Origin of the sequence: Komagataeibacter oboediens, from assembly GCF_018491655.1 — a bacterium.
In the GTDB taxonomy this organism is placed as follows: Bacteria; Pseudomonadota; Alphaproteobacteria; order Acetobacterales; family Acetobacteraceae; genus Komagataeibacter; species Komagataeibacter oboediens.
Map to the genome: position 1 here is coordinate 35,166 of NZ_JABLUU010000002.1, position 22,760 is coordinate 57,925.

A 22,760-nucleotide genomic window follows, 5' to 3' on the forward strand; every position below is an offset into this window, starting at 1 on the left:
ATGGAAGATGTGGCTCAGCCCGGTCCCCCCGGTCCCCGCTTGCGGAAGGCGGCGAGACTGACAACCTGCGAGCCCTCGTCCTTCTCCGCATCCTTTCCGGCCGGTTCGGCGGCCGTCCCGGCCTTTTCCACCGTGTCCGCTGCTGCGGCGGGCTGCACCGGCACCACGTTGGGTGCATCGGTCGCCACCGGCGGCTGTTCGGGAACGGTAAAACGCAGGGCCAGGCGGATATGCGGGTCGGCAAAGGCGGATACGGCCGCCACCGGAATCACCAGCGTGGAGGGAATCCCCCCGAACGACAGCCCGACCGATATGATCTGGTGCACGCGGTCAACCTTCAGGTCCCAGAACTGGTGCTGAAGGACAATGGTGATTTCATGCGGGTACTGGGCGCGCAGGCGGTCGGGCATTTCCACACCCGGCCAGTCAGTCCGGAATGTCAGGTAGAAATGATGATCACCCGGCAGGCCATTTCCCGCGGCGTAATCCAGCGCGCGCAGCATGACCTGGCGGTAGGCATCCTCGATCCAGGAATCATAGGGCATGAGGCTGTCGGGAATGGCGGCATCAAAACCGTTTTCCTCGTCATGATCATCGGACATTTCGGACTTCTCCGTACATCCGCCCGGACGGTTTCCCCGCCGGACCGGATTTTTGCAGACATGCGGGTTCGGGCCACGCCGTGCCACAGCTTCAAGCTGTGCGTCAAACTTCAGGGCATGGCAAGCCGCTGGGGTCGGGCATCCCTTCACGAAGCGGATACCGCGCCATCAATGTAACATGAACGGAAGAAAAGGTGGGAGGGCTTCTGTTGCCCGGTGCCCTCCCGAACCGCGCTTATCGCTTATGCAGCGACAGCGAGCACCTCAGTGTTATCATTGGCACTTGTAATTTAGCCCGATAACGGTGGTACAATGCCGGGCAAAAGGCGGGTCTTTACCATGCGTGTCGAGCCTGTTTCGTCCCCATGTTCCCCCCGGAGGGAGAAAATTGGTGGAGACGCCGGGTACCGCCCCCGGGTCCACAACACTTATTCCACGCGCCGTTTATCGCCATAGCCAAGGGGCAAGCCCCTCCGGCACTTTCGGATATAGGGACTGGCCGTGCATCTGACAAGAGGCCACGCGGTGAGCCATGGACGCCTCCGACGGAATTTCCGCCGCCTGCCACCGGACTGATATTTTTTTGTATCCACGGCACCGACCCATCCGACCGGATGCAGAAAAAATATCCTGGTCCCGTGGCCCGGCTGCATGGACGCCGAACGCTCAGCGGGCCGTATTTTTTTCATTGCCGCCAATGGTCTTGCCGCATCCGGCCCGCGCCATGATGCAGCCGCAAAGACAGCCCACAGTGACATGAGCAGATCAGGCCACGCGGGCTGATGGGGTGGGCCAGCGTCTTTATGTGCAATGACCCATATGATATGCCCCGCGTCCTCATGCTATGATCGATACAGACGGGACGGGACGGCACATGTTTTCCACTGAGCAGAAATCGGCAATCGATGCAGCCCGCGCCGGATGGGCGCAGACCCGCCGCCTTGTCGTGCCCGCGGTGGAAGACGTGCTGTATTCCCCCATTCCGGTACTGGAAACGGGCTTTGTCCGCGCGGTGGACTACATGGGCGGCGACAGCGGCATCGTGCAGGGCGCGCGCGTATCCTACGGCAAAGGCACGCGCAGCACGTCCGACGACCGGGGGCTGATCCGCTACCTCATGCGGCACCGCCACACCAGCCCGTTCGAACTTGCGGTGCTGAAACTGCATGTGCGCGCACCCATTTTCGTCACCCGGCAGTGGTTCCGTCACCGCACCGCCAGCATCAACGAATATTCGGCCCGCTATTCGGTGCTGGAGAAGGAATTCTACTTCCCCCGCCCCGAGGACATCGCCGCCCAGTCCACGAACAACAAACAGGGCCGCGCCGACACCCTGCCGCCCGAGCAGGCGCAGCAGGTCCTTGATATCCTGCGCGATGACGCATCACGCTGCTACGATCATTATCTTGACCTGCTCAACGAGGACGAAAACGGCGAAAAGCGCGATCCCGACCGTCCGGCCATCGCGCGCGAACTGGCGCGCATGAACCTGCCGGTCAACATCATGACCCAGTTCTACTGGCAGATTAACCTGTGGAACCTGCTGCACTTCCTGCGCCTGCGCGCGGACAGCCACGCGCAGTACGAAATCCGCGCCTATGCCGACGCCATCCTGCAGATCGTGCAGAAATGGGCGCCGCTGACATTCGAGGCCTTTACCGATTACATGCGCGACGCGGTCCTGCTGTCCGGTCCGGCGCTGAAGGTGCTGCGTGCGGCCATGGGGGGCCAGCAGGTCGATCCGGCGCAGGTCGGCCTGTCGAAGCGCGAGATCCGTGAACTGGCGGAGATGTTCCCCGAAATCGCGCCGAAGCTGGTGCGCTGACCTCGGCGCGACAGTCAACAAATCGTGATACGGTGCCACCGCGCCTGTGTCCTGACGTTGAAGACATTGTGGATTTTACGTCACACTCAGCGCGGCAATTCTGCCAGCATCCCCTTTCATATGGCCGGTTCAGGGCTGGCTTTGTCCCATGTGTCCCATGCAGGGCAGACACAATATGCCCTCATCCCGTGGCAAGCGGATTGCACAACAGCAATCCCATGCTAGAGAGTGACGCAAGAAAGGGGCGTCATTGCCCGGTTCGGGATTCTTGCAAACGCATTGGGCCATCCCGCCATGCCAGCATGGGGGGCAAGCGAATACAGAGGGAAGCGGAAACGAGTATGCGCGCAGAGACAGGATCGAATTCTTGGTCGTCCCGCCCGTTCCCGTCCCCGCGTCGCTCGACGCTTCGCGTCGCGGGGATGGCACTTGGACTGCTCGGGCTTGCCTCATGCGCGACGCCGCCGCCCAAGGACCCGGACGCACTGGCTGAATACAAGGAAGCCAACGACAAGTACGAAAAGCTGAACCGCAAGAATTTCGACCTGACCATGTGGGCCAACAAATACACCCTGCGCCCGGTGGCAAAGGCGTATATCTGGGCCGTGCCGCGCCCGCTGCGCAATTCGATCGGCGGCCTGTACCAGACCATGAACGAACCCGTTGTATTCTTTAACGACGTGGGCGCAGGCAAGCCACGCCGTGCGGGTGACGCCTTCGTGCGGTGGTGCATCAACATGACGGTGGGCATTGGTGGGCTGATCGATGTCGCCAATTATGCCGGCTACAAGCACCACGACAACGATGCCGGCCTGACGCTGGCGACGTGGGGCGTGCCATCCGGTCCCTACCTGTTCCTGCCGGTGCTGGGTCCGTCCTCGTTCCGTGACGGTGTCGGCTATGGCATCGACGTCGGGCTGTCACCGTGGAACTATGTGCCCCGTGGTTATGGGCTGCTAACCTTCAACTGGGCCTATAACATCATGGGCACCATCAACGGCATGGCCACCAATGTTGATGCGCTTGATCAGGTCATGAAGGATTCGCTTGATCCCTACGCCACCATCCGCAGCGCCTACCAGCAGCAGCGCAAGGCCATGGCGGAAAACATAAAGAACGACCATCGGGCCACCGTGCCCGACTGGTACCACAACAGATAACCAAAAGGGACATAGCGATGCAGACATCCTTCCCCCGTCGCCACGCACTGGCTCTGCTGGCAGCGACCGCCGCCGCCATGCCTGTTGCTTCAGCATGGGCGGTTGATGCCGGCGCGCAGGCCCGTTCCTTCGTCACCATGTTCGGCAGCAAGCTGGTTGCCATCGTCAACAGCGGTGCGCCACTGGACAGGAAAAAGCAGGATATCCTGCCGCTTCTGGAACAGTATGTGGATGTGGACGCCATCGCACGCTACTGCCTGGGCCGTTACTGGCGCACCGCCACGCCAGACCAGCAGGCACGCTACATCAAGCTGTTCCATCAGGTGCTGGTCAACGCCATTACCGACAAGATCGGGGATTATCGCGGCGTAACCTTCGTGGTTGGTTCCAGCGCACCATCGGGAGATGACACGGCGGTTTCCACCGTCATCAACCGCCCCGGCCAGCCGGGGGCCGATACCCAGTGGATCATCAGCACCGCCAGCGGCAGCCCGAAGGTCGTCGACGTGGTAGGCGAAGGCGCCAGCCTGCGCCTGACGCAGCGGCAGGACTATGGTTCCTTCATCGCGCGCAATGGTGGCAACGTGGATGCCCTGCTGCATGCGCTGGACAAGCAGATCGCCAACCATCACTGACCAGGGGTGCCTTCCACTGCGGGCATCATGGAAACGTGATCTGAGGGCAGGATAAAAGTTTTGGGCGTCGCCTTTTTTCAGGAAGGCGACGTCTTCCGAAGCTGTTTGAAAAAGCTTCCCCAGAACCTTTTATGTTCCCTATCAAGATGCAACGAGACATGAAAAAAGCCGGCCCACGGAGGCCGGCTTTTTTCAATGCATCCCGGCAGTTCCCATGCCGGGACGCATGCTGTGATACAGCAGGATATCCGCACTACAGGATGCAGGCCGCGCGTCACAGATGCTCATGCCGGCCCCACCGAAAACCTGTCGGCCCACGATATCGTTTTCCCGGACATAGGAAATGACACGCCCGACCCCGCCTGCGTGGGCAAAGGCCAGCGCCATGCTGGTCGCTTCACGCGACAGGGCGGTATCACGGGCATGAGGCAGAATGGCAAACTGCAGTTCGTGGCATTCAGGTTCGGTGCTGGAGGGCTGCACGCCCGCAAGGCCGATAAAGTGGCCCTGCTGGCGGACGGCAAACATGCCCACCCCTTCACGGCCCCATGTCATGAGATCGGTCATCATGTCCTGCTCGCTCAGGACACGGTTACATATCCCGCCTGCCAGCCGTCCAGTCACACCGGCGCTGGCCTTGAGCCGGACAACATCTTCCAGATCGGCCCATGAGACCGGATCAAGCTGCAGGCGTGCTGTCTGTATGCTGTTTCGACATCCCATAACTGCCTCCGTCGCGGCAGGTGCAAAGACCTGCCGTTATTGACGCAGATAATATTGCGGATGGCAAATGGAATCAGCGTTCGATGGGGCGGTACTTGATCCGGCTCGGCTCGGTCGCATCGGGGCCAAGACGGCGGCGCTTGTCTTCCTCGTAGGCCTGGAAGTTCCCTTCGAACCACTCAACGTGGCTGTCCCCCTCAAAGGCGAGGATATGGGTCGCCAGACGGTCAAGGAACCAGCGGTCATGGCTGATGATGACCGCACAGCCCGCGAATTCGGCCAGGGCCTCTTCCAGTGCGCGCAGGGTATCAACGTCAAGGTCGTTGGTCGGCTCATCGAGCAGGATGACATTGCTTTCCTGCCGCAGCATCTTGGCAAGATGGACACGGTTGCGCTCACCACCCGACAGGACGCCCACCTTCTTCTGCTGGTCCGGCCCCTTGAAGTTGAAGGCACCGACATAGGCGCGCGACGGCACGGCCCGCTTGCCCAGGTAGATGACATCGGTCCCGCCAGAGATTTCCTCCCACACGGTTTTGTTGTCATCCAGACTGAAGCGCGACTGGTCCACATAGCCCAGCTTCACGGTCTCACCGATGGTCAGCTTGCCGCTATCGGGTGTCTCCTGCCCCATGATCATCTTGAACAGGGTGGACTTGCCCGCGCCGTTCGGCCCGATCACGCCCACGATGCCGCCGGGCGGCAGCTTGAAGCTAAGGTCATCGATCAGCAGGCGGTTGCCAAAGCCCTTGCGCAGGTCCTCGGCCTCGATCACCGTGCCACCAAGACGGGGTCCGGGCGGGATGATGATGTCGGCAACGCCACCACCCTTTTCGTTGTTCTGTGCCAGCATTTCCTCATATCGCGCGATACGGGACTTGCTCTTGGCCTGACGGGCCTTGGGGGAGGAACCGATCCACTCCTGTTCGGCCGCAAGGGCGCGCTGGCGGGCGCTTTCCTCTTTTTCTTCCTGCGCCAGACGCTTGCGCTTCTGTTCCAGCCACGAGGAGTAGTTGCCTTCGAACGGATAGCCACGGCCACGTTCGAGTTCAAGGATCCAGTTGGTGACATTGTCGAGGAAGTACCGGTCATGGGTAATGACCATCACGGTGCCTTCATAATCACGCAGCGTCTTTTCCAGCCAGGACACGCTTTCCGCGTCAAGGTGGTTGGTCGGCTCATCGAGCAGCAGCAGGTCGGGCTTTTCCAGCAGCAGGCGGCACAGCGCCACGCGGCGGCGCTCACCACCCGACAGCTTGTCCACCGGACTGTCGGCGGGCGGGCAGCGCAGCGCCTCGAGGGCGATTTCCAGCTTGCGGTCCAGTTCCCAGCCATCGCCCGCGTCGATCACTTCCTGCAGTTCGGCCTGTTCGGCCAGCAGGGTGTTCATTTCATCATCGGACATGGGTTCGGCGAACTTCATCGAAATCTCGTTGAAGCGGTCCACGGCCTTTTTCAGGTCACCGAAGCCCAGCGCCACGTTTTCGCCAACCGTCAGGCTTTCGTCCAGCTTGGGCTCCTGCTCCAGATAGCCGACGCGTGCGCCTTCGGCGGCCCATGCCTCGCCACCGAATTCCTTCTCGACGCCCGCCATGATCTTGAGCAGCGTGGACTTACCCGCGCCGTTAACGCCCAGCACGCCAATCTTGACGCCCGGCAGGAAGGACAGCGTAATCCCCTTGAAGACTTCACGCCCACCCGGATACGCCTTGGTCAGGTCCTTCATCACATAGACATATTGCGTGGCGGCCATGACGGTCGGCTCCTGATAACTGAAAGAAAAAACGGCAGGTCACCTGCCCGGCGCGGACAGGCGCGCGGCCGGTTGCGCAGTGCTGCAGGCAATGGAAAAGCCTGCGCCCGGCAGGACTTGAACCCGCAACCAAGCCGTTATGAGCGGCCCGCTCTAACCAATTGAGCTACGGGCGCGCAGGCAGTCCCTGATCTCGCGCATGTGGAGGGATTTGGCAAGATCAACGTGCCTTTTTCCACGTAATTTTTTCCACTCCCGCGGCAACCACGCCATAAAAAAAACAACTTCATGATCTGGCTCATGGCCGGGACGTCTGCCACACAACATGACTTGCACAGGAAACGGTGGGAGATATACCGTCATCCCCCGTTAATTCATGCCGCCGCGCAATGGGGCGGCCCTAACGCACCAACAGGCAGCAGGAGGCCTGAACAGCAATGGACGTATCAAAGATTTCACCCGGCAAGGACGTACCGAACGACATCAACGTCGTGATCGAGATCCCGCAGGGGTCCGGCGTGAAATACGAAATCGACAAGGACAGCGGTGCGCTGGTCGTGGACCGCATCCTGTTCACGCCCATGGTCTATCCCGCAGCCTACGGCTTCATTCCCAACACGCTGGCCGCTGATGGCGACCCGACCGATGCGCTGGTGCTGATGCCGGCCGCCGTGGTACCGGGCGTCGTGGTGCGCGCGCGTCCCATCGGCATGCTGAAGATGGAAGACGAAAGCGGGCAGGATGAAAAGATCATCTGCGTCCCGCATGACAAGGTGCATCCCTACTACTCCAAGGTGGAGAAGCTGGAAGACCTGCCCGAGATCGTGCTGAAGGAAATCGAGCACTTTTTCACCCGCTACAAGGACCTGGAAAAGGGCAAGTGGGTCAAGGTTTCCGGCTGGGCCGACAAGAAGGCCGCTGGCGAAGCCATCCTTGAATCCGTCAAGGCAGTGGCGGGCAAGTAAGCCGTTCCCTGACGGCTGCCGGGCCACGTCGGCCCGGCGGTCACGCGGCACCGGTCAGCCTGTCCGGGCATGCGCCCGCGACAAGCTGGCCGATCAGCCGATGATAGCGCGCCATGTAGGCGTGCATGTCCAGCGTGCGTTCCGCCTGCGCACGGACACTGGCCCGCAACCTGCGCGCCAGCCGCCCGTCTTCCAGCAGTTCCACCACGCCGTCGGCAATGCGCCGGGGGTCAAGGAATGGCACCAGCCGCGCTGTCCTGCCATCATGCAGGAATTCCGCAACCGGGGGCGTCCGGCTGCCCACGATGGCGCAGCCACTGGCCATCGCTTCCCGCAGCGACCATGACACCACGAACGGGTATGTCAGATAGACATGCACGTCAGAACGTTGCAGCAGGCGGCAGAAATCACCATACCCGACCCTGCCGGCAAAATGGACGCGCTCCGTATCCAGCGTGCCCCCCAGTTCCGCCAGCATGTGCTGCCGCCATGTCCGGCCATCCGGCGCACGACTGCCATAGCTGACGCCATCGCCCCCCACCACGATCACCCGCACATCGCCGCGCGCGCGCAGGATATGCGGCAGTGCGCGCATGAAGACGTGGAACCCGCGATATGGCTCCAGATCGCGGGCAATGTAGGTCACCAGTTTTTCGCCTGCCGCCACATGGATGTCCCCCAGCACGAAGGGGCGCATGCCAGCCTGCGGGTCGGGGGCGCATCGATCCAGATCCACCCCTTCGGGCAGAAGGGTAATGCGCGTGCGCGCCCAGTCGGGATAGGTGTCGCGCTGGAAACGGGTCGGCGAATGTCCCCAGCCCGACCCGGCAAGGGCCAGCAGGTTCAGCGTATTGCGTGCCCGCACCAGCGGAGCGACGCCGGACGCCGGGGCGAATTCCGGGTCAAAGCCGACATCCAGCCCGGTGGGGTGATAGAAGAATTCGTAATATCCCAGCATCGGCACGTCAGGATAGACATCGGCAAGTTCCAGCATCTCACCCCAGCCGTGATGACCGATGATGATATCGGGCACATAGCCCAGCCCCCGCAGGGTGCGGGCCGCGCGCGCCACCTCCGCCGCGCGCTGCATGGCGCGGGCCAGTTCCGCCACCGGGGCGGAGGCATCAACCCGCGCAGGCGGCGGCAGGCGATAGGATACCCGCCGCACGCCGGGTATCTGCATCCGGCCCGTTTCACTTATGAAAACGATCTCGTTCCCGCCGCGCGCCTGCAGGTCGCGCAGGAGGTGCACGAACTGGCCAGGAAAATTCTGGTGCACGAACAGGTATTTCATATCCTGCCGTCCCGGCCTTTCCCCCCGATGGTCACGACTGCGCCACGGTGCGCGTCCTGCGGCCCGTCCTGCGGCTTCGCCCCCGCGTGGATGGATCGAGGGGGGCCGCAACCGGCTTTTCGGGCCTGCGATGCCACCACGGCACGGGTTTATCCTCTTCGGCACCCGACCGGGCGGGCGGTTCGGCCGCCACGCGCGGGGGCACGACACGCCTGCTCCGCCGCACGCGGGGGACGGGACGTGCCGGCTGGTCAGCGGGGGGCATGGTGGCAGGCCCAGCCTTCCCGGCCGTATCTTCCAGGGCCGGGTCGGATAATGTCGCCGCCTGACGGGGCAGGATTTCGATACGGAAGGCCTCGAGTGGCGCCTGCGTGGACGCCATGACCGGCGCATCCTCCAGCGGGCCAAGGTGGGTGCCGTCGGTAAAGCTGGCCTCGATCCGACAGACGAACTGCCGCGCGGCCTCCCCTTTCAGTCGCACCCGCAGGCCCAGCAGCGGCAGCGCCATGCCCCGGCTGCCACAATAGGCGCCACCATCCACCCAGGGCGAAAACCAGTCCGCGCCCAGAATGGCCTGATATTCCATATCCCCCGCCGCAAGACCGGGGGCAGGCTGGATGGCGAACCCTTCCATCCACTGCCGACCGCCCCTTTTGCCCATCCACGTCCCGAGTGCCGCGCTGACATCACCACGTCCCTGAATATGGGCGATCATGCCACCTGCCCTAGTATCCCCTGCCGCCGCCTGCGCGGATGATGGTACGGCCGCAGCGGCGGCAGCCACCGATGGCCCGGACAGCCTGACCACCTGCAACCCCGGCAGGGCCGCCCCGTCACGCGCCGGGTCGCGATAGGTGGTGACCAGTACCGCCCCACCGCCATCGGGCATGCGCACGAGGGCCGCGCCCCCTTTCGCACCCATCCAGCCATCCGCGTCAAACGTGCTGACCTGCACCACATCCATGCCGGGCGGCACGGTCACGCGCATGCCCGACAGTGGGGCGAACCCCGCACCCGCCGGGACGGCGGCGTGGAAAATGCAGTACGTTCCGGCCTCCAGCCGCATAAGCTGTGCGCTGGCCTGCACATCTCCCGCCTGCGGGACGGCGCGTGCGGCCTCCATCACCAACGTCCCGCCACAGGACGGCACAACATCGCGCGCATATGGGCTGGGGCAATAACGATCAAGACGGACCTCTTTCGCTTACATCATGAATGGACTGAGCCGTGACGGGGTGCCCGGCCCGGGCATAAGACAGCAAAAACGTATTCAATTGGTGAACGGGCAGCCCCGGTGGCACGCACGTCCCACGCCCCGTCGTCCGGATACGCTCAGACACCGCGCCAAGGTCGAACGCCACGCAGCGCAGCCCCGCGCGCCATAACTGGGTCAGGGTAAAGCACCATGTCTCGGGACAGACGGAGGGCACGAACCCCACATCCCCCCGCGCACCACGCAGCAGGGACACGGCGTCTTCCCCGTCATAGGGACCGGTAATGAAGACGCGTCCGGTGTCCAGCAGGGGCGCGTCATCGGATGTATGCCCCACCACAATGAATTCCAGCGCAAGGTCGCGCGCACGTGCATCCCGTGCCGCCGCCAGCAAGATCCCGTGTCCCTTGTCCGGCCCGATCCCGCCCGCCACCACAACCCGGCATCGTCCGGTCCGGGGCGGCAGGCCGGGGGCGGGCCGGTCCGCACAACCTGCCGCGAACTGCTGCAGGGACAGGTCCGGACTGTCATTTTCCAGCACTGATATTTCACATGAAACATCCGGAACGTGGCGCATCAGCCTGCGGGCCACATCCGCCGACGGCACGACCACACGCCGCGCACCCGCCAGTTCACGGGCCGTGTCGCGCCGCAGGCGGGCCACATCCACTTCCCCCACCAGCGAACCAAGTACCTGGACACAGGCCCGGCATCCCGCCATGTCCGGTTCCCCGCAATATCGCCCGGCCGGTCCCACCAGCGTAATGCGCGGGCAGATCCCGGCATAATCATGCACATGCCGGTCATAAGGCACGTCCAGCAACGCACACAGTTCACGCACCCGCGTGCCGTGCCCCAGATGGTGATGCACCTCGATCAGTCGCAGCCCGAACGCACGCAGCAGGCCAGTCAGGTCATCCGCCTGCTCCGGCCATGCAAACCGCACGACCGGACATGTGCCCCCCGCCCTGCCGTCACGCAGCATGAACCCATCCGCAGCCGGTTCCAGCACAAGCGGGAACCGGCCCGTTTCCGCCCATTGCAGCGCACGCCCGGCCACCACGCGGGCGACGCCGCCTGCCCCGTCATGGGTCACCAGCAGCACCGCGCCATCACCCGCCGTCTGGCGCGCGGCACGCTGCCACACCAGAAGCGACAGCCGCTGGCGTGCCGCCGCCAGAGGGTCGGCCGCGACATGCGCCTGCACCAATGCATCATAACCGGGAAACAGCCGGTTCAGTATCCACAGATTGCGTTGCTGCAACGCCCTGCGCTGCGCGCCGAAGGACACGCCCCCCACATGTCCCACGAACACACCAGCCGCCGCCCGGTGTCGCCACCCGGCCAGCCGGGCACGCATGGAAAAATCATTTTCCTCCCCATACCCCCGGCCATACAGTTCGGAGCGGAACGGGCCCGTCTGGCGCAGGCAGTCATGGCGGATCAGCATGCAGAAGCCGTGGGCAGTGGGAATTTCCACATCCTGCCCGCCATTGGCCCGCAGGCTGGCCGCCATAAGCTGGCGGACTTCATCCATATCGCACGATCGGGGCAGTACCGGATCCGGGTCGGGCCATGTCAGGATGGACGCATCATTGGACAAGGGGGAAACCGTCCCCGTATCAATCCGCGCATAAGCCACGCGCAGCATTTCATCCAGCCAGCCGGGGGCGACCAGCGTGTCGCTGTTCAGCAGCACGACATCCATGCCATCCGCATCGGACAGGCCGGTATTGACCGCCGCCGGATAGCCCTGATTGGCGTCATGCCGCCGCAGGCTGATCCTGCCTGCCGCCGCCAGCGTGTCCAGCGCGGTGGCCAGCGTGGGATCCGGTGTTGCGTCATCCACCACCATGATCTCCACTGCCGGAGCATCGGGCCGCCGTGCCAGTGTCTCGGTCACGCTGTCAAGACAGGCCAGCGTGCGCGTCCGGTCCGCATAAACCGGAACAACTACCCGGCAGCGTACCGCCCGCCGGGGAATATGGTCGGGGGTCCGCACCCGCCGCCGCATGGTGGGGAACACCTGTCGCGCCCGTGGCAGACGCACCGGCAGGGGGGAACCGATCAGTTGTCGCCCACCGGGCATGGCGATATGCACCGTGCCGTGCAACGCCAGGTCGGACCATGCCATGCCAAACCCCCATACCGGCATGGTGGGACCGGCACCGTTTTCCCATCCCGCCCCCCACTGACGCGACAGGACGGGGGCACGCCTGCCATGGGCATCATCGGATACGGACAGTTCAGGTGGATGGTCCGGCTGCGCCGGCATGAAGGCCCAGCCCGTCATGCCCTGCGCATCCAGCATGACGGCACCGGTCACATGGCACAGGGCCTGCCGGTCCGGCCGCGCACCCAGCAGGGGCGTGCCGTCATACTGCACCACAATCTCATGGGCCTGCCGCCAGTACCGGGGCAGATGCACGCGCTGCCCGTCATGCTGCCGGGGAATCCATGCCTGTCCGTCCAGTATCACGTCTGGCGCGCAGCCCGCAGGCAGGCCGCCCCAGTGCAGCACACCACCGGGGTCCAGCGCGCACCAGCCACGCAACGCCATATACTTGCAGACCAGTCCCGCCGGAACACGCAATGCGGGGTCAAAGCCATAACGGGTGAAAAACCGCCCAAGCGCCCGCGCGGCCTGTGGCCATGCACGCTCCACACAACGGGCAAGGACCAGCAGGCGCAGTCCGGCCCGGAATTCCCCCTGCTCCATGACCGTCTCGATCGCACGGGCCGCACTGTTCCCATGCCCCGCGCCCAGACGGGCAGCGGCCAGCGCGTACAGCACGCCCATATCCCCTGGCGCCAGCCGGGCCGCACGTTCCATCCACGCCAGCGCCATCCCATGCTGCCCCCGCCCGGCCAGATGGCGCGCATGGCGCACGGCCCCCCCGACATCCGCATCCGGCCCCGCCGTCCCGTCCATGTCATGGCCCGGCATGTTCATCCGCACGGGTCATGTGGTCCAGTTCATCACGCGCGCCACGTACGCCATGCGCCACAGCCTGTTCCAGCCAGTACCGCGCCCGGACACGGTCCACCGGCCCCGCCAGTCCCTTCGCCAGATACCGGCCCAGCATGAACTGCGACAGGGCATTGCCCGCCTCCGCGCCGCGCATGAACCAGTGCAGCGCCAGTGCCCGGTCAGGCGGCAGGTCGTGGCCCCCGCCATACAGGGCCCCAAGGGAAAACATGGCCTCGGCCCGGCCCATATGGGCGGCGTGCTGGTACAGCGCCAGTGCGCCCGCATGATCACGGGGACCGCCCTTCCCTTCCAGCCGAAGCTGCGCCGCAACCACGCAGGCATCAGCCAGCCCATGCCCGGCGGCGCGTTCCAGCCAGTGACGGGCGTGTGCCACATCCATCGGCACTCCGTCCCCTTCCAGCAGCATGCGCCCGTACCAGTATTCGGCATTGACCACGCCCGCGCGGGCGGCACGCCTCATCCATGATGCCGCCTGCACCGGATCGGCCACCATGCCCACCCCGTCATGCAGGCTGACCGCAAGATTGAAGGCCGCGACCGGGTCCCCCGCCTGTGCCGCGGGCATAAAATCCGGCAGCGGCGTATCCGGGGTTGACCGTGCATCCTGCCCCTGCGCCACCAGCGCTGCGGCAAGGTCCGTCATGGCCGCGACATCACCCAGTTCCGCCGCCCGTTTCAGCCAGTGCCGGGCCTGTCCGGCATCAGCAGCAACCCCGCGTCCATGCCGGTACAGCAGCGCCAGCATGCGACACGCCACCGCATGGTCCCGGTCCGCCGCGCGACGGTACCACATCACGGCTTCATGGTCGCCGGGCAGGGCCGCCTCGCCGCGCGCATGCAGGTCACCCAGCAGGGCAGCCGCCTCCCGATCCCCTGCCAGACCCGCGCGACGCAGCCATGTCTCGGCCGTCATGACGTTGCGTGGCCTGTCCGATCCGTCCTCCAGCAGCAACGCGCCATACCGCGCCTGCGCGGGGCGCACGCCCTGGGCTGCGGCGCGGGCATACCACCGTTCGGCCTGCGCCCTGTCCGCTGGCAGGCCCCAGCCCCGTTCATGCAGCAGGCCCAGCATGTACTGCGCGGTGGGCAATCCGCTATCCGCCGCGCGTATCAGGGCGGCCACCGCGTCGGGATCCGTACCGGGCAACTGGTCCGGGGCCGAAAGATGGGTCACCGCCAGCCCCAGATCCCCCTGCGGACAGCCGGCCCGTGCCGCGCGTTCGCACCACATCCGTGCGGCCTGCGGGTCACGTACGGGTTGCGGCCCGGTGGCCAGCAGGTAACCATACAGGGCCTGCGCATCAGGCAGGCCACCTTCCGCCGCGCGCCGTGCCCATTGCGTAGCCGCCACCGGATCAGGCCACCGGTCGATGCCCTCGGGCAGCGCCACGGGCAGCAGGCCATCGGCCCCCCTGTGGTCCGGCGGGTCAACCAGCAGCATCAGCGCAAGGGAAAAGCAGCCTTCGACATGACCCGCGCGGGCGGCCATGTACATCCAGTGCACGCCCTCGACAGGGCTGCGCGGGACGCCGTTGCCGTCAAGATAGGCCCGCGCCACCTGATATTGCGCCGCCACCATGCCGCCGCGCGCAAGGCGGCCCAGCAGGGCAAACCCCTGCGCCGAGCGCCCTTCGTGTTCCAGCAGGCGGCACGCATGGCGGAAACGGGCCGTGGGGGACACCGTCCCCAGCAGGCCGGACAGGAACGTACGCACTACCGGATCAGGGTTCACGCATGCCGTCGGTCACGGCGGGCAGCAGGCGGTTGAGCAGGTACTGCATCATGGTCCGCCGTCCGACATGGATATCCGCCTCGACCGGCATGCCCGGCTGGGGGCGGAAAAAGGACGGCACGCCATGCAGGGTGTACCGGTCGATCGACAGGCGCACCCGGTAATAGGCATTCATCATGTCGCCCACATCGGTGCCCTGTTCGGCGCTGGCGCCGGGCTTCGCGGCAGACGTGGAAAACGCATCGGGGCTGATGACGCGCACCGTCGCCTCGCCCCCGCCGTACTGGGTATAGGGAAAGGCCGCGAATTTCAGCAGCGCATGATCGCCTGTGCGCACATAGCCCGCGTCCACGCCACGCAGCGTGGCCTCCACGTCCAGATGGCTGCCCGTCGGCACCAGCGTCAGCAGCGGGGTCGCGGCCTGGATGACCGAACCCGCAGACAGATGAGCGATACTCAGCACCACCGCGTCGCGGTCGGCGCGCATGACGATCAGGTCATGGTGCAGCACCGCCTTGCTGTAGCTGCCATCGGCATCCGCCAGATGGTGCTGCGCAAGGGCAAGGTCCTGATACACCGTGGCGTGCCAGTTGCTGGCGTACCCGTCGCGCTGGGCCTTCATCGCATCAAGACGGGCGCGGGTGCTGTCGGCCGCATGCCGGGCGGATACCTGCGAGCGCGTCACCTCCATAAGCGTATCCTGCGCCGCCAGCGTGGACAGGCGGCTGCCCACCTGTTCATGCTGCAGGCGCACGCGCATGTCCTGCACGTCGCGCGCGACACGGGCGCGGGCGGCATACATGGCGGCACTGGCCTCGTATCCCTGCAGTTCGCTTTCCAGTCCCGCCACCTGCCGGTCGTAATTCGACATCTGGGCCGTGTATTCCGCCTGCCGGCGCAGATAGGCGGCGGCTTCCTGCACGGATGCGGGATCGTTCATGTCCGCCGTGTAGGGACGGCCCTCGGCCTCTGCCGTGCGGCGGGCGACCTCCGCCCGGTAGGCTGCGACCTGGCGGCGCAGGTTGGTGACATCCGCATCCGTCACCGTGGGGTCCAGCCGGGCCAGCACCTGTCCCTTGCGGACGGTATCGCCCTCATGCACTTCCACCGTGCGGATGATGGAGGTTTCGAGTGGCTGCAGCACCATCGTGTCGTCAAACGGGGTCAGGCGGCCATTCACGCTGACCACCCGGTCCAGCGGAAAGAACGTCATGACCATCAGCCCCGCCCCGGCCAGCGCCGCGACCAGCCAGATGACATAACGCGCCGCGTCCGACGGCGGCAGGTCCACCAGCGCCGCGCTGGGGGAATAGAACGTCAGCAGCGCGGGCGGCAGGCCGGTGGGAATATCCGCCGCAGGCGGCGGCAGGACCGACAGAAGCCCGGCATCATTCCCTTCATCGGGCGTGGAAGGCACAAGGTCATGGCCGCTCATGCCACATCTCCATGCATGTGGGAGACGGAGGGCGGCCCCCCGTCATTGCCACCGGCGGGCTGGTTCTGCTGTGTCCACAAGGTGCGGTAGATGTCGCACCGCGCCAGAAGATCCTCATGCGGACCGATATCGACCACATGCCCGTGGTCCATGACGCAGATCTGATGACACGCCACCAGCGAGGCAAGGCGGTGCGAGACAATCACCATGGTCCGCCCGCGCGCAAGGTGGCGCAGGTTGGCGTTGACCACCGCCTCGCTTTCCGGGTCGAGGGCGGAGGTCGCCTCATCAAGGATCATGAGCCTGGGGTCCGAAATCACGGCGCGCGCGATGGCAAGGCGCTGGCGCTGGCCGCCGGATATGTTGGTGGACCCTTCCTCGATCCATGTATCGAACCCGGCGGGCATGCGTTCGATGAATTCTTCCGCCCCTGCCAGACGCGCGGCCCGCACCACGTCTTCCAGCGTCAGGCCGGGACGGCCTGCGATGATGTTGTCGCGGATGGTGCCGCGAAACAGGAAGTTGTCCTGCAGCACCACCCCGCATGACCGGCGCAGATAGGTCAGGTTGATTTCACGCAGTTCGATGCCATCCAGCCGCAGTTGCCCGGTATAGCTGCGGCTGACGCCCTGCAGCAGGCGCGTGATGGTGGACTTGCCCGACCCGCTGCGCCCGACCAGCCCCAGCATGGTGCCCGCAGGCACGCTGAACGTCACGTCCGACAGGGCGGGGGTGGACGCGCCGGGATAGGTGAAGGACACACCCGAAAACGACAGCGCGCCATGGACGGGCGGCCGCAGCCCGGTGGTCAGCGCACGCGTCTCGGTCGGACGGTTGAGGACGGACCCCGCTTCCGCCAGCGCGCTGCGCACCTCGTTCAGGTCATCGATCAGCCGCGCCATGCCCACCAGCGGGGAAGCAACCCGGCCACCCAGCATCATGAACGCCATGAGGGCGCCTGCCTCCATGCCCGAGGTGGTGGAGGTAATGGCCAGATAGGCCCCGATCAGGATGATGCCCCGATTGATGAACAGGTCGAGCGGCATGACCGCCGTCGCGACCCAGTTGCTCATGCGTCCGGCATCAAGGGACGCGCTGACCACGTCAGCGGTCTTTTCATCCCACACCTCGCGCCGCACCGGTTCCAGCGCCAGCGTCTTGACGGTGCGGATACCGGCCACCGTTTCATACAGTGCGCCGCTGCGCTCCATTTCCGCGCGGATCTGCCGCCCGACCAGCCGCCCCACCGTCGGCATGGCCAGCAGGATGATCCCGCCGATCAGGGCCGCGGCAACCACCGTCAGGCAGGCAAGCGTCGTGCTGAGCCAGAACAGGAACGGCAGCACGACCAGCAGGGTGAACATATCCAGGAACGTGCCCAGCAGCCGCCCGGTCATGAACTGCCGCACCTTGTAGATCGCGCTGACGCGGCCGATCACGTTGCCCGCCTGCTCACGCTCGAAGAATTCCAGCGGCAGGGCCAGCAGGCGGTCGAACACCGCCAGCGAGATACGCGTATCCAGCCGCGTGGTCATGACCAGCGTGATCTCGCGCCGGGCATAGGACAGCAGGACTTCGTAGAACGCCATCACGCCCACCAGTCCCGTCAGGGACACCAGCGTGGACATGGAATGGAAGTTCACCACCCGGTCAATGACCTGCATGACGATCAGTGGCGGGAAGATCGCCAGCACGCTTATGACCATGGAGGCGATGACCACGTCACGCAGCAGCACCCGTTCGCCCAGCACCATGCGCCGCAGCCATGCGAAATTGACCGCGTCTTCCTTCCGCCCGCCATCGTGCCGGCCGCGCACCAGCAGCACGTCACCGGTCCACACGCCCTCCAGCCGCAGTTCATCCACCGCCACGGGCGGGGTGTCGGGACTGGCGAAGGGGTCAACCAGCCAGATCACGCCATTGGTGTCATCCGCGCCCACCATGAGGCCGGCCGACCCGTCGGCAAACATCAGCGCGACCGGCGGCACGTCACGCAGGCGCACAAGGTCGCGCCATTGCAGGCGCATGCCCTGCGCGGTGCCGCCATTTTCCTCCACCCACCGCGCAAGGGCGGGGATGGAGGGCACGGTCTGGCCCGCTTCGTCCGCGAAATCACGCACGTCAAGGTCAATGCCGTGAAAGCGGGCCGCGCGCAGCACGGCCTGCAGGCGGATCAGTTCCGGTGCGTGGCGTGTATCCGCCTGTCCGCTGCCGGTCGGGTCCGCTGATTGGTCTGGATGGCCCACGGCACCCCTTCTGCTTTACGCGCTCTGTCCGTTCACGCGCCCAAACCTAGGGGCAGAAAGCAAAGGGTTCCTTAACGGGACCGTTTTTCAGGCCGCCCCCGTGCGCGGGGGCCGCACGGCAAAGCGCGCGCTGACCAGGACATCCGCGGACAGCGCGGCACGCCAGGCCGCTTCGTGCCCCCGTGGCGGCAGCACGGCCACGCGGTCGAACCATTTCAGGGCACCCGTGGCGCGCCTGCGGAACACATCCCCCAGCACGGCGGCCAGCCCGCCCCCGCGTCCCGTGCAGCACGCGCACCCCGCCGCGTGCGCAAACGGGGAGATGGCGGCCTGATCCACCGTGACAACTGCCGCCCATGCGGCGGGCTGCGGCGGCATGTCACCATCACCCACAACCAGCAGCGTATCGGAACGCGGCGGAATGGCTGCGGGACCGTTCATGAATTCCAGCGCGATGCGCCCGTCACCGCTCATGGTGTTCTCCATTCATCCATACAGGCCCGTGAACAGTCCCCGTTTGAGGCAATGGTTCTGGACACCAGCCGAAAGTTAAGGAAATAAAGGGCACCGGACATAACTTTATGCAAGGCAGCGCCGGATACCAGGCCGGAAAATCTTCCCGCGCCATGTCCCCTGCCATGAGACCTCAGGATAACAATGACCACTCGTCCCCATCTTCTCGATGCCCTTCGCGACCAGGTCCTTCTGTGTGATGGCGGCATGGGCTCGCGCGTACAGCTTCTGGACCTTGAGGTCGAGCGCGATTACTGGGGGCAGGAAAACTGCACCGAAATCCTGAACCTGTCCCGTCCCGAGCTGGTGCGCGAAATCCATCGCGGGTATTTCGAAGCCGGGGCCGACATGGTGGAAACCAACAGCTTTGGCGGCTCGCCCATCACGCTGGCCGAATTCGGGCTGGCGGACCGCGCGCGCGAAATCAACCGCACCGCAGCCCACCTGGCGCGTGAAGCCGCCGAGACCTTTGCCGATGGCCGCCACCGCTATGTTGTCGGCTCCATCGGACCGGGGACCAAGCTGCCCTCGCTGGGCAATATCGATTACGACACGCTGGAAGCGGGCCTGACCGAACAGTGCCGGGGCCTGATCGAAGGGGGCGTGGACTGCTTCCTGATCGAGACCTGCCAGGACACGCTGCAGATCAAGGCCGCCGTCAATGGCGCCAAGATCGCGCGCGCCGAAATGGGCGTGGATACCCCCATTTTCGTGCAGGTCACGGTGGAAACCACCGGCACGCTGCTGGTCGGTCCCGACATTGCGGCAGCCGCCACGGTCATCAATGCGCTGGATGTGCCGCTGATGGGCCTGAACTGCGCCACCGGACCGCAGGAAATGGCGGAACATGTGCGCTGGCTGTCCGAAAACTGGCCCGGCCTGATTTCGGTCCAGCCCAATGCGGGCCTGCCCGAACTGGTCAATGGCACGACACATTACCCGCTGACGCCCGCCGAAATGGCAAGCTGGGTCGACCGCTTCATTACCGAAGACGGGCTGAACCTGATCGGCGGGTGCTGCGGCACGTCCACACCGCATACGCAGGCACTCGACCAGATGCTGCGAAAGCGCGCCGAGGGCACCGGCCGCATCCGTCCTGCCCCCGTGCCGCGCAAACCGGTATGGATTCCGTCGGTCGCCAGCCTGTATTCGCAGGTGCCGCTGCGGCAGGAAAACAGCTATTTCTCGATTGGTGAGCGCTGCAACGCCAACGGATCGAAAAAATGGCGGCAGTTGCAGGAAGCGGGCGACTGGGACGGCTGCGTGGCCCTAGGCCGCGAACAGGTGGCCGAAGGCTCGAACGCGCTGGATATCTGCACCGCCTTCGTCGGCCGTGACGAAATGCGCGAAATGAACGCGGTCGTCACCCGCTTCACCTCCTCGGTCAACGCGCCGCTGGTCATTGATTCCACCGAAACACCGGTGATCGAGGCCGCGCTGAAGCTGCATGGCGGCAAGCCGATCATCAACTCCATCAATTTCGAGGATGGGGAGGCGATCGCCAACGAACGCATGCTGCTGGCACGCAAGTTCGGCGCATCCGTCATCGCCCTGACCATTGATGAAGTGGGCATGGCCAAGACGGCGGAAGACAAGCTGCGCATCGCAACACGGCTGGTCGAATTCGCATGTGAAAAGCATGGCCTGCCGCAATCCGACCTGATGATCGACCCGCTGACATTCACCATCGGCACCGGCACGGAAGATGACCGCAAGCTGGGTGAATGGACGCTGGAGGGCATCCGCCTGATCCGCGAACGCTTCCCCGATATCCAGATCGTGCTGGGGCTGTCCAACATCTCGTTCGGGTTGAACCCTGCGGCGCGCGCGGTGCTGAATTCCGTGTTCCTTGACCACGCGGTGCGCGCGGGCATGACGGCGGCGATCGTGCATGTGTCGAAAATCCGTCCGCTGCACCTGATCGCGAAGGAAGAGGTCAAGATTGCCGAGGACCTGATCTTTGACCGCCGAAGCGAAGGCTACGACCCGCTGCAGCGCATGCTGGAAATCTTTGCCGACCGCAAGGCCGCCGACGCGGTGAAGAAGGCCCGGGCCGAAACCGCGCCCGAACGCCTGAAGGACCGCATTGTCGATGGCGACCGCAAGGGTCTGGAGGAAGACCTCAACGAGGCCATGCAGGACATGGCGCCGCTCGACATCATCAATACCGTGCTGCTTGATGGCATGAAGGTGGTGGGCGAACTGTTTGGCGCGGGCAAGATGCAGCTGCCCTTCGTGCTGCAGTCAGCCGAGACCATGAAAGCGGCCGTGGCCTGGCTTGAACCCCACATGGAACGCACCGAGGGCCAGACCCGCGGCACCATGGTGCTGGCCACGGTCAAGGGTGACGTGCATGACATCGGCAAGAACCTTGTCGACATCATTCTGACCAATAACGGCTACCGGGTCATCAACCTTGGCATCAAGGTGCCAGTGGCCGACATGATCGCGGCAGCACGTGAGCACAAGGCCGATGCCATCGGCATGTCGGGCCTGCTGGTCAAGTCCACCGTCATCATGCGCGAAAATCTGGAGGAAATGAACCGGCAGGGCGTTGACGTGCCGGTCATGCTGGGTGGTGCCGCGCTGACCCGCAATTATGTGGAAGAGGACTGCACCGCCGCCTATGGCGAAGGCGGACGCGTGGCCTATGCGCGTGACGCGTTCGATGGCCTGTCGCTTATGGACAAGGTGGCGCAGGGTGAATTCGACACCTACCTTGCCGCCATCCAGTCCCGTCGCGCGGGCAAGGCCACGCGCACCAACCGCACGCAGGATATCGAAGCCGCCGAAACCCGTGGCTTCGGTCCGGTGGACATGGCGGCGGCCCGTGCGCGGCGCGAACGACTGACGGCGGATGAACCCGTGCTGACCCCGCCCTTCTGGGGCCCGCGCGTGCTGGAGGCGACACCGGAGGCGGTGCTGCCGTTCCTCAATGAACGTTCGCTGTACCAGTTCCAGTGGGGCTTCCGTAAGCAGGGCCGCTCACTGGAAGATTTCATGGTCTGGGCGCGCAAGGAACTGCGTCCTGTGCTGCGCCACATGCTGGCCCTGTGCGCGGAGCAGGACATCCTGCACCCCAAGGCCAGCTACGGCTACTGGAAGGCGGCGGGCGAAGGCAATGACCTGGTGATGTTTGGCGAGGACGGCATGACCGAGGTCGCCCGCTTCACGCTACCCCGCCAGCCACGCGCGGACGGGGCCTGCATTGCCGATTTCGTGCGCGACATTGACGACAGGCAGCGCGACGTGATCGGCCTGCAGGTCGTGACCGTGGGGCAGGACGCATCGGACAGGGCACGTGAATGGTTCGAGGCGGACCGTTACAAGGATTATCTGTACCTGCATGGCCTGTCGGTGGAGATGGCGGAAGCCATGGCGGAATACACCCACAAGCGCATCCGCGCCGAGATGGGCTTCGCCGCCGAGGACGACCGTGACATGGCGAAACTGCTGCAGCAGGGGTATCGCGGGTCGCGCTATTCCTTCGGCTATCCCGCCTGTCCCCGGCTGGAGGAGCAGGAGCCGATCCTGAAACTGCTGGATGCGGAAAAGATCGGCGTCTCGCTGACCGATGGTTTCCAGCTTCACCCAGAGCAGTCGACCTCCGCGCTGGTCATTTTCAACCCGCAGGCGAAGTATTTCTCGATCTGAAAACGCATTGGGGCCATC

General features: G+C 64.9%; 15 protein-coding genes, 1 tRNA gene and 1 other RNA gene. 5 read left to right on the top strand and 12 right to left on the bottom strand.

Annotated features, from left to right (window positions below):
• Positions 1-14 precede the first annotated feature (14 nt).
• The gene (locus tag HNO79_RS02100; RefSeq protein WP_200410277.1) at positions 15-602 is read right to left on the bottom strand and encodes an SspB family protein; all 588 of its coding nucleotides are present in this window, start codon (positions 600-602) and stop codon (positions 15-17) included.
• Between the two features lie 195 nt (positions 603-797).
• Positions 798-1,120, bottom strand: a transfer-messenger RNA (tmRNA) gene (gene ssrA / locus HNO79_RS02105).
• A gap of 356 nt (positions 1,121-1,476) precedes the next feature.
• Here ssrA and thyX point away from each other — a divergent pair.
• From thyX to HNO79_RS02120, 3 genes are all read left to right on the top strand, one after another.
• Positions 1,477-2,427 carry an FAD-dependent thymidylate synthase gene (thyX, locus tag HNO79_RS02110; protein WP_214165366.1) on the top strand — a complete coding sequence of 317 codons (951 nt, stop codon included), beginning with the start codon at positions 1,477-1,479 and terminating at the stop codon, positions 2,425-2,427.
• Between the two features lie 422 nt (positions 2,428-2,849).
• Positions 2,850-3,587 (top strand): MlaA family lipoprotein, encoded by a 738-nt coding sequence (locus HNO79_RS02115; RefSeq protein WP_025439676.1) that lies wholly within the window; start codon positions 2,850-2,852, stop codon positions 3,585-3,587.
• A 17-nt stretch (positions 3,588-3,604) separates the two neighbouring features.
• Positions 3,605-4,222, top strand: coding sequence for an MlaC/ttg2D family ABC transporter substrate-binding protein (locus tag HNO79_RS02120; protein WP_010514161.1), 618 nt, complete (start codon positions 3,605-3,607; stop codon positions 4,220-4,222).
• A gap of 192 nt (positions 4,223-4,414) precedes the next feature.
• Here HNO79_RS02120 and HNO79_RS02125 read toward each other — a convergent pair whose 3' ends face one another.
• The 3 genes from HNO79_RS02125 to HNO79_RS02135 all read right to left on the bottom strand — a co-directional run bounded on the left by HNO79_RS02125 (position 4,415) and on the right by HNO79_RS02135 (position 6,874).
• Positions 4,415-4,945 (bottom strand): GNAT family N-acetyltransferase, encoded by a 531-nt coding sequence (locus HNO79_RS02125; RefSeq protein ID WP_048855502.1) that lies wholly within the window; start codon positions 4,943-4,945, stop codon positions 4,415-4,417.
• A 73-nt stretch (positions 4,946-5,018) separates the two neighbouring features.
• Complete coding sequence (ettA, locus tag HNO79_RS02130; RefSeq protein WP_010514164.1) at positions 5,019-6,698, bottom strand: energy-dependent translational throttle protein EttA; 1,680 nt, start codon at positions 6,696-6,698, stop codon at positions 5,019-5,021.
• A 102-nt stretch (positions 6,699-6,800) separates the two neighbouring features.
• Positions 6,801-6,874, bottom strand: a tRNA-Ile gene (locus HNO79_RS02135).
• A 261-nt stretch (positions 6,875-7,135) separates the two neighbouring features.
• Here HNO79_RS02135 and ppa point away from each other — a divergent pair.
• Positions 7,136-7,663: an inorganic diphosphatase gene (gene ppa, locus HNO79_RS02140; RefSeq protein ID WP_010514165.1), complete on the top strand. Its 528-nt coding sequence runs from the start codon at positions 7,136-7,138 to the stop codon at positions 7,661-7,663.
• A 40-nt stretch (positions 7,664-7,703) separates the two neighbouring features.
• Here ppa and HNO79_RS02145 read toward each other — a convergent pair whose 3' ends face one another.
• The 7 genes from HNO79_RS02145 to HNO79_RS02175 form a co-directional block, all read right to left on the bottom strand.
• Complete coding sequence (locus HNO79_RS02145) at positions 7,704-8,957, bottom strand: glycosyltransferase family 4 protein (RefSeq protein ID WP_214165367.1); 1,254 nt, start codon at positions 8,955-8,957, stop codon at positions 7,704-7,706.
• A gap of 31 nt (positions 8,958-8,988) precedes the next feature.
• Positions 8,989-10,080, bottom strand: a complete 1,092-nt coding sequence (locus tag HNO79_RS02150; protein ID WP_214165368.1) for a hypothetical protein — start codon at positions 10,078-10,080, stop codon at positions 8,989-8,991.
• Between the two features lie 61 nt (positions 10,081-10,141).
• On the bottom strand, positions 10,142-13,117 hold the full coding sequence (locus HNO79_RS02155; RefSeq protein ID WP_214165369.1) for a glycosyltransferase: 2,976 nt from the start codon (positions 13,115-13,117) through the stop codon (positions 10,142-10,144).
• The gene (locus HNO79_RS02160; RefSeq protein WP_244987397.1) at positions 13,104-14,894 is read right to left on the bottom strand and encodes a tetratricopeptide repeat protein; all 1,791 of its coding nucleotides are present in this window, start codon (positions 14,892-14,894) and stop codon (positions 13,104-13,106) included. The genes HNO79_RS02155 and HNO79_RS02160 overlap by 14 nt, the downstream gene beginning before the upstream one ends.
• Positions 14,884-16,329 carry an HlyD family type I secretion periplasmic adaptor subunit gene (locus HNO79_RS02165; RefSeq protein ID WP_214165371.1) on the bottom strand — a complete coding sequence of 482 codons (1,446 nt, stop codon included), beginning with the start codon at positions 16,327-16,329 and terminating at the stop codon, positions 14,884-14,886. The genes HNO79_RS02160 and HNO79_RS02165 overlap by 11 nt, the downstream gene beginning before the upstream one ends.
• Complete coding sequence (locus HNO79_RS02170; protein WP_214165372.1) at positions 16,326-18,575, bottom strand: peptidase domain-containing ABC transporter; 2,250 nt, start codon at positions 18,573-18,575, stop codon at positions 16,326-16,328. Before HNO79_RS02170 ends, HNO79_RS02165 begins: the two co-directional genes overlap by 4 nt.
• An 87-nt stretch (positions 18,576-18,662) precedes the next feature.
• Positions 18,663-19,049 carry a hypothetical protein gene (locus HNO79_RS02175; RefSeq protein WP_214165373.1) on the bottom strand — a complete coding sequence of 129 codons (387 nt, stop codon included), beginning with the start codon at positions 19,047-19,049 and terminating at the stop codon, positions 18,663-18,665.
• A gap of 183 nt (positions 19,050-19,232) precedes the next feature.
• On the opposite strand from HNO79_RS02175, the gene metH reads away from it, so the two are divergent.
• Entirely contained in the window at positions 19,233-22,742 is a 3,510-nt protein-coding gene (metH, locus tag HNO79_RS02180) for a methionine synthase (protein WP_214165374.1), read from the top strand.
• Positions 22,743-22,760 lie beyond the last annotated feature (18 nt).

What these genes read in the sequence shown, in the direction of transcription:
- HNO79_RS02125 (WP_048855502.1), bottom strand. Translation starts at nt 4,945, where the DNA reads ATGGGATGTCGAAACAGCATACAGACAGCACGCCTGCAGCTTGATCCG.
- thyX (WP_214165366.1), top strand. Translation starts at nt 1,477, where the DNA reads ATGTTTTCCACTGAGCAGAAATCGGCAATCGATGCAGCCCGCGCCGGA.
- HNO79_RS02155 (WP_214165369.1), bottom strand. Translation starts at nt 13,117, where the DNA reads ATGCCGGGCCATGACATGGACGGGACGGCGGGGCCGGATGCGGATGTC.
- HNO79_RS02165 (WP_214165371.1), bottom strand. Translation starts at nt 16,329, where the DNA reads ATGAGCGGCCATGACCTTGTGCCTTCCACGCCCGATGAAGGGAATGAT.
- HNO79_RS02150 (WP_214165368.1), bottom strand. Translation starts at nt 10,080, where the DNA reads ATGGAGGCCGCACGCGCCGTCCCGCAGGCGGGAGATGTGCAGGCCAGC.
- ettA (WP_010514164.1), bottom strand. Translation starts at nt 6,698, where the DNA reads ATGGCCGCCACGCAATATGTCTATGTGATGAAGGACCTGACCAAGGCG.
- HNO79_RS02175 (WP_214165373.1), bottom strand. Translation starts at nt 19,049, where the DNA reads ATGAGCGGTGACGGGCGCATCGCGCTGGAATTCATGAACGGTCCCGCA.
- ppa (WP_010514165.1), top strand. Translation starts at nt 7,136, where the DNA reads ATGGACGTATCAAAGATTTCACCCGGCAAGGACGTACCGAACGACATC.
- HNO79_RS02115 (WP_025439676.1), top strand. Translation starts at nt 2,850, where the DNA reads ATGGCACTTGGACTGCTCGGGCTTGCCTCATGCGCGACGCCGCCGCCC.
- HNO79_RS02145 (WP_214165367.1), bottom strand. Translation starts at nt 8,957, where the DNA reads ATGAAATACCTGTTCGTGCACCAGAATTTTCCTGGCCAGTTCGTGCAC.
- metH (WP_214165374.1), top strand. Translation starts at nt 19,233, where the DNA reads ATGACCACTCGTCCCCATCTTCTCGATGCCCTTCGCGACCAGGTCCTT.
- HNO79_RS02120 (WP_010514161.1), top strand. Translation starts at nt 3,605, where the DNA reads ATGCAGACATCCTTCCCCCGTCGCCACGCACTGGCTCTGCTGGCAGCG.
- HNO79_RS02100 (WP_200410277.1), bottom strand. Translation starts at nt 602, where the DNA reads ATGTCCGATGATCATGACGAGGAAAACGGTTTTGATGCCGCCATTCCC.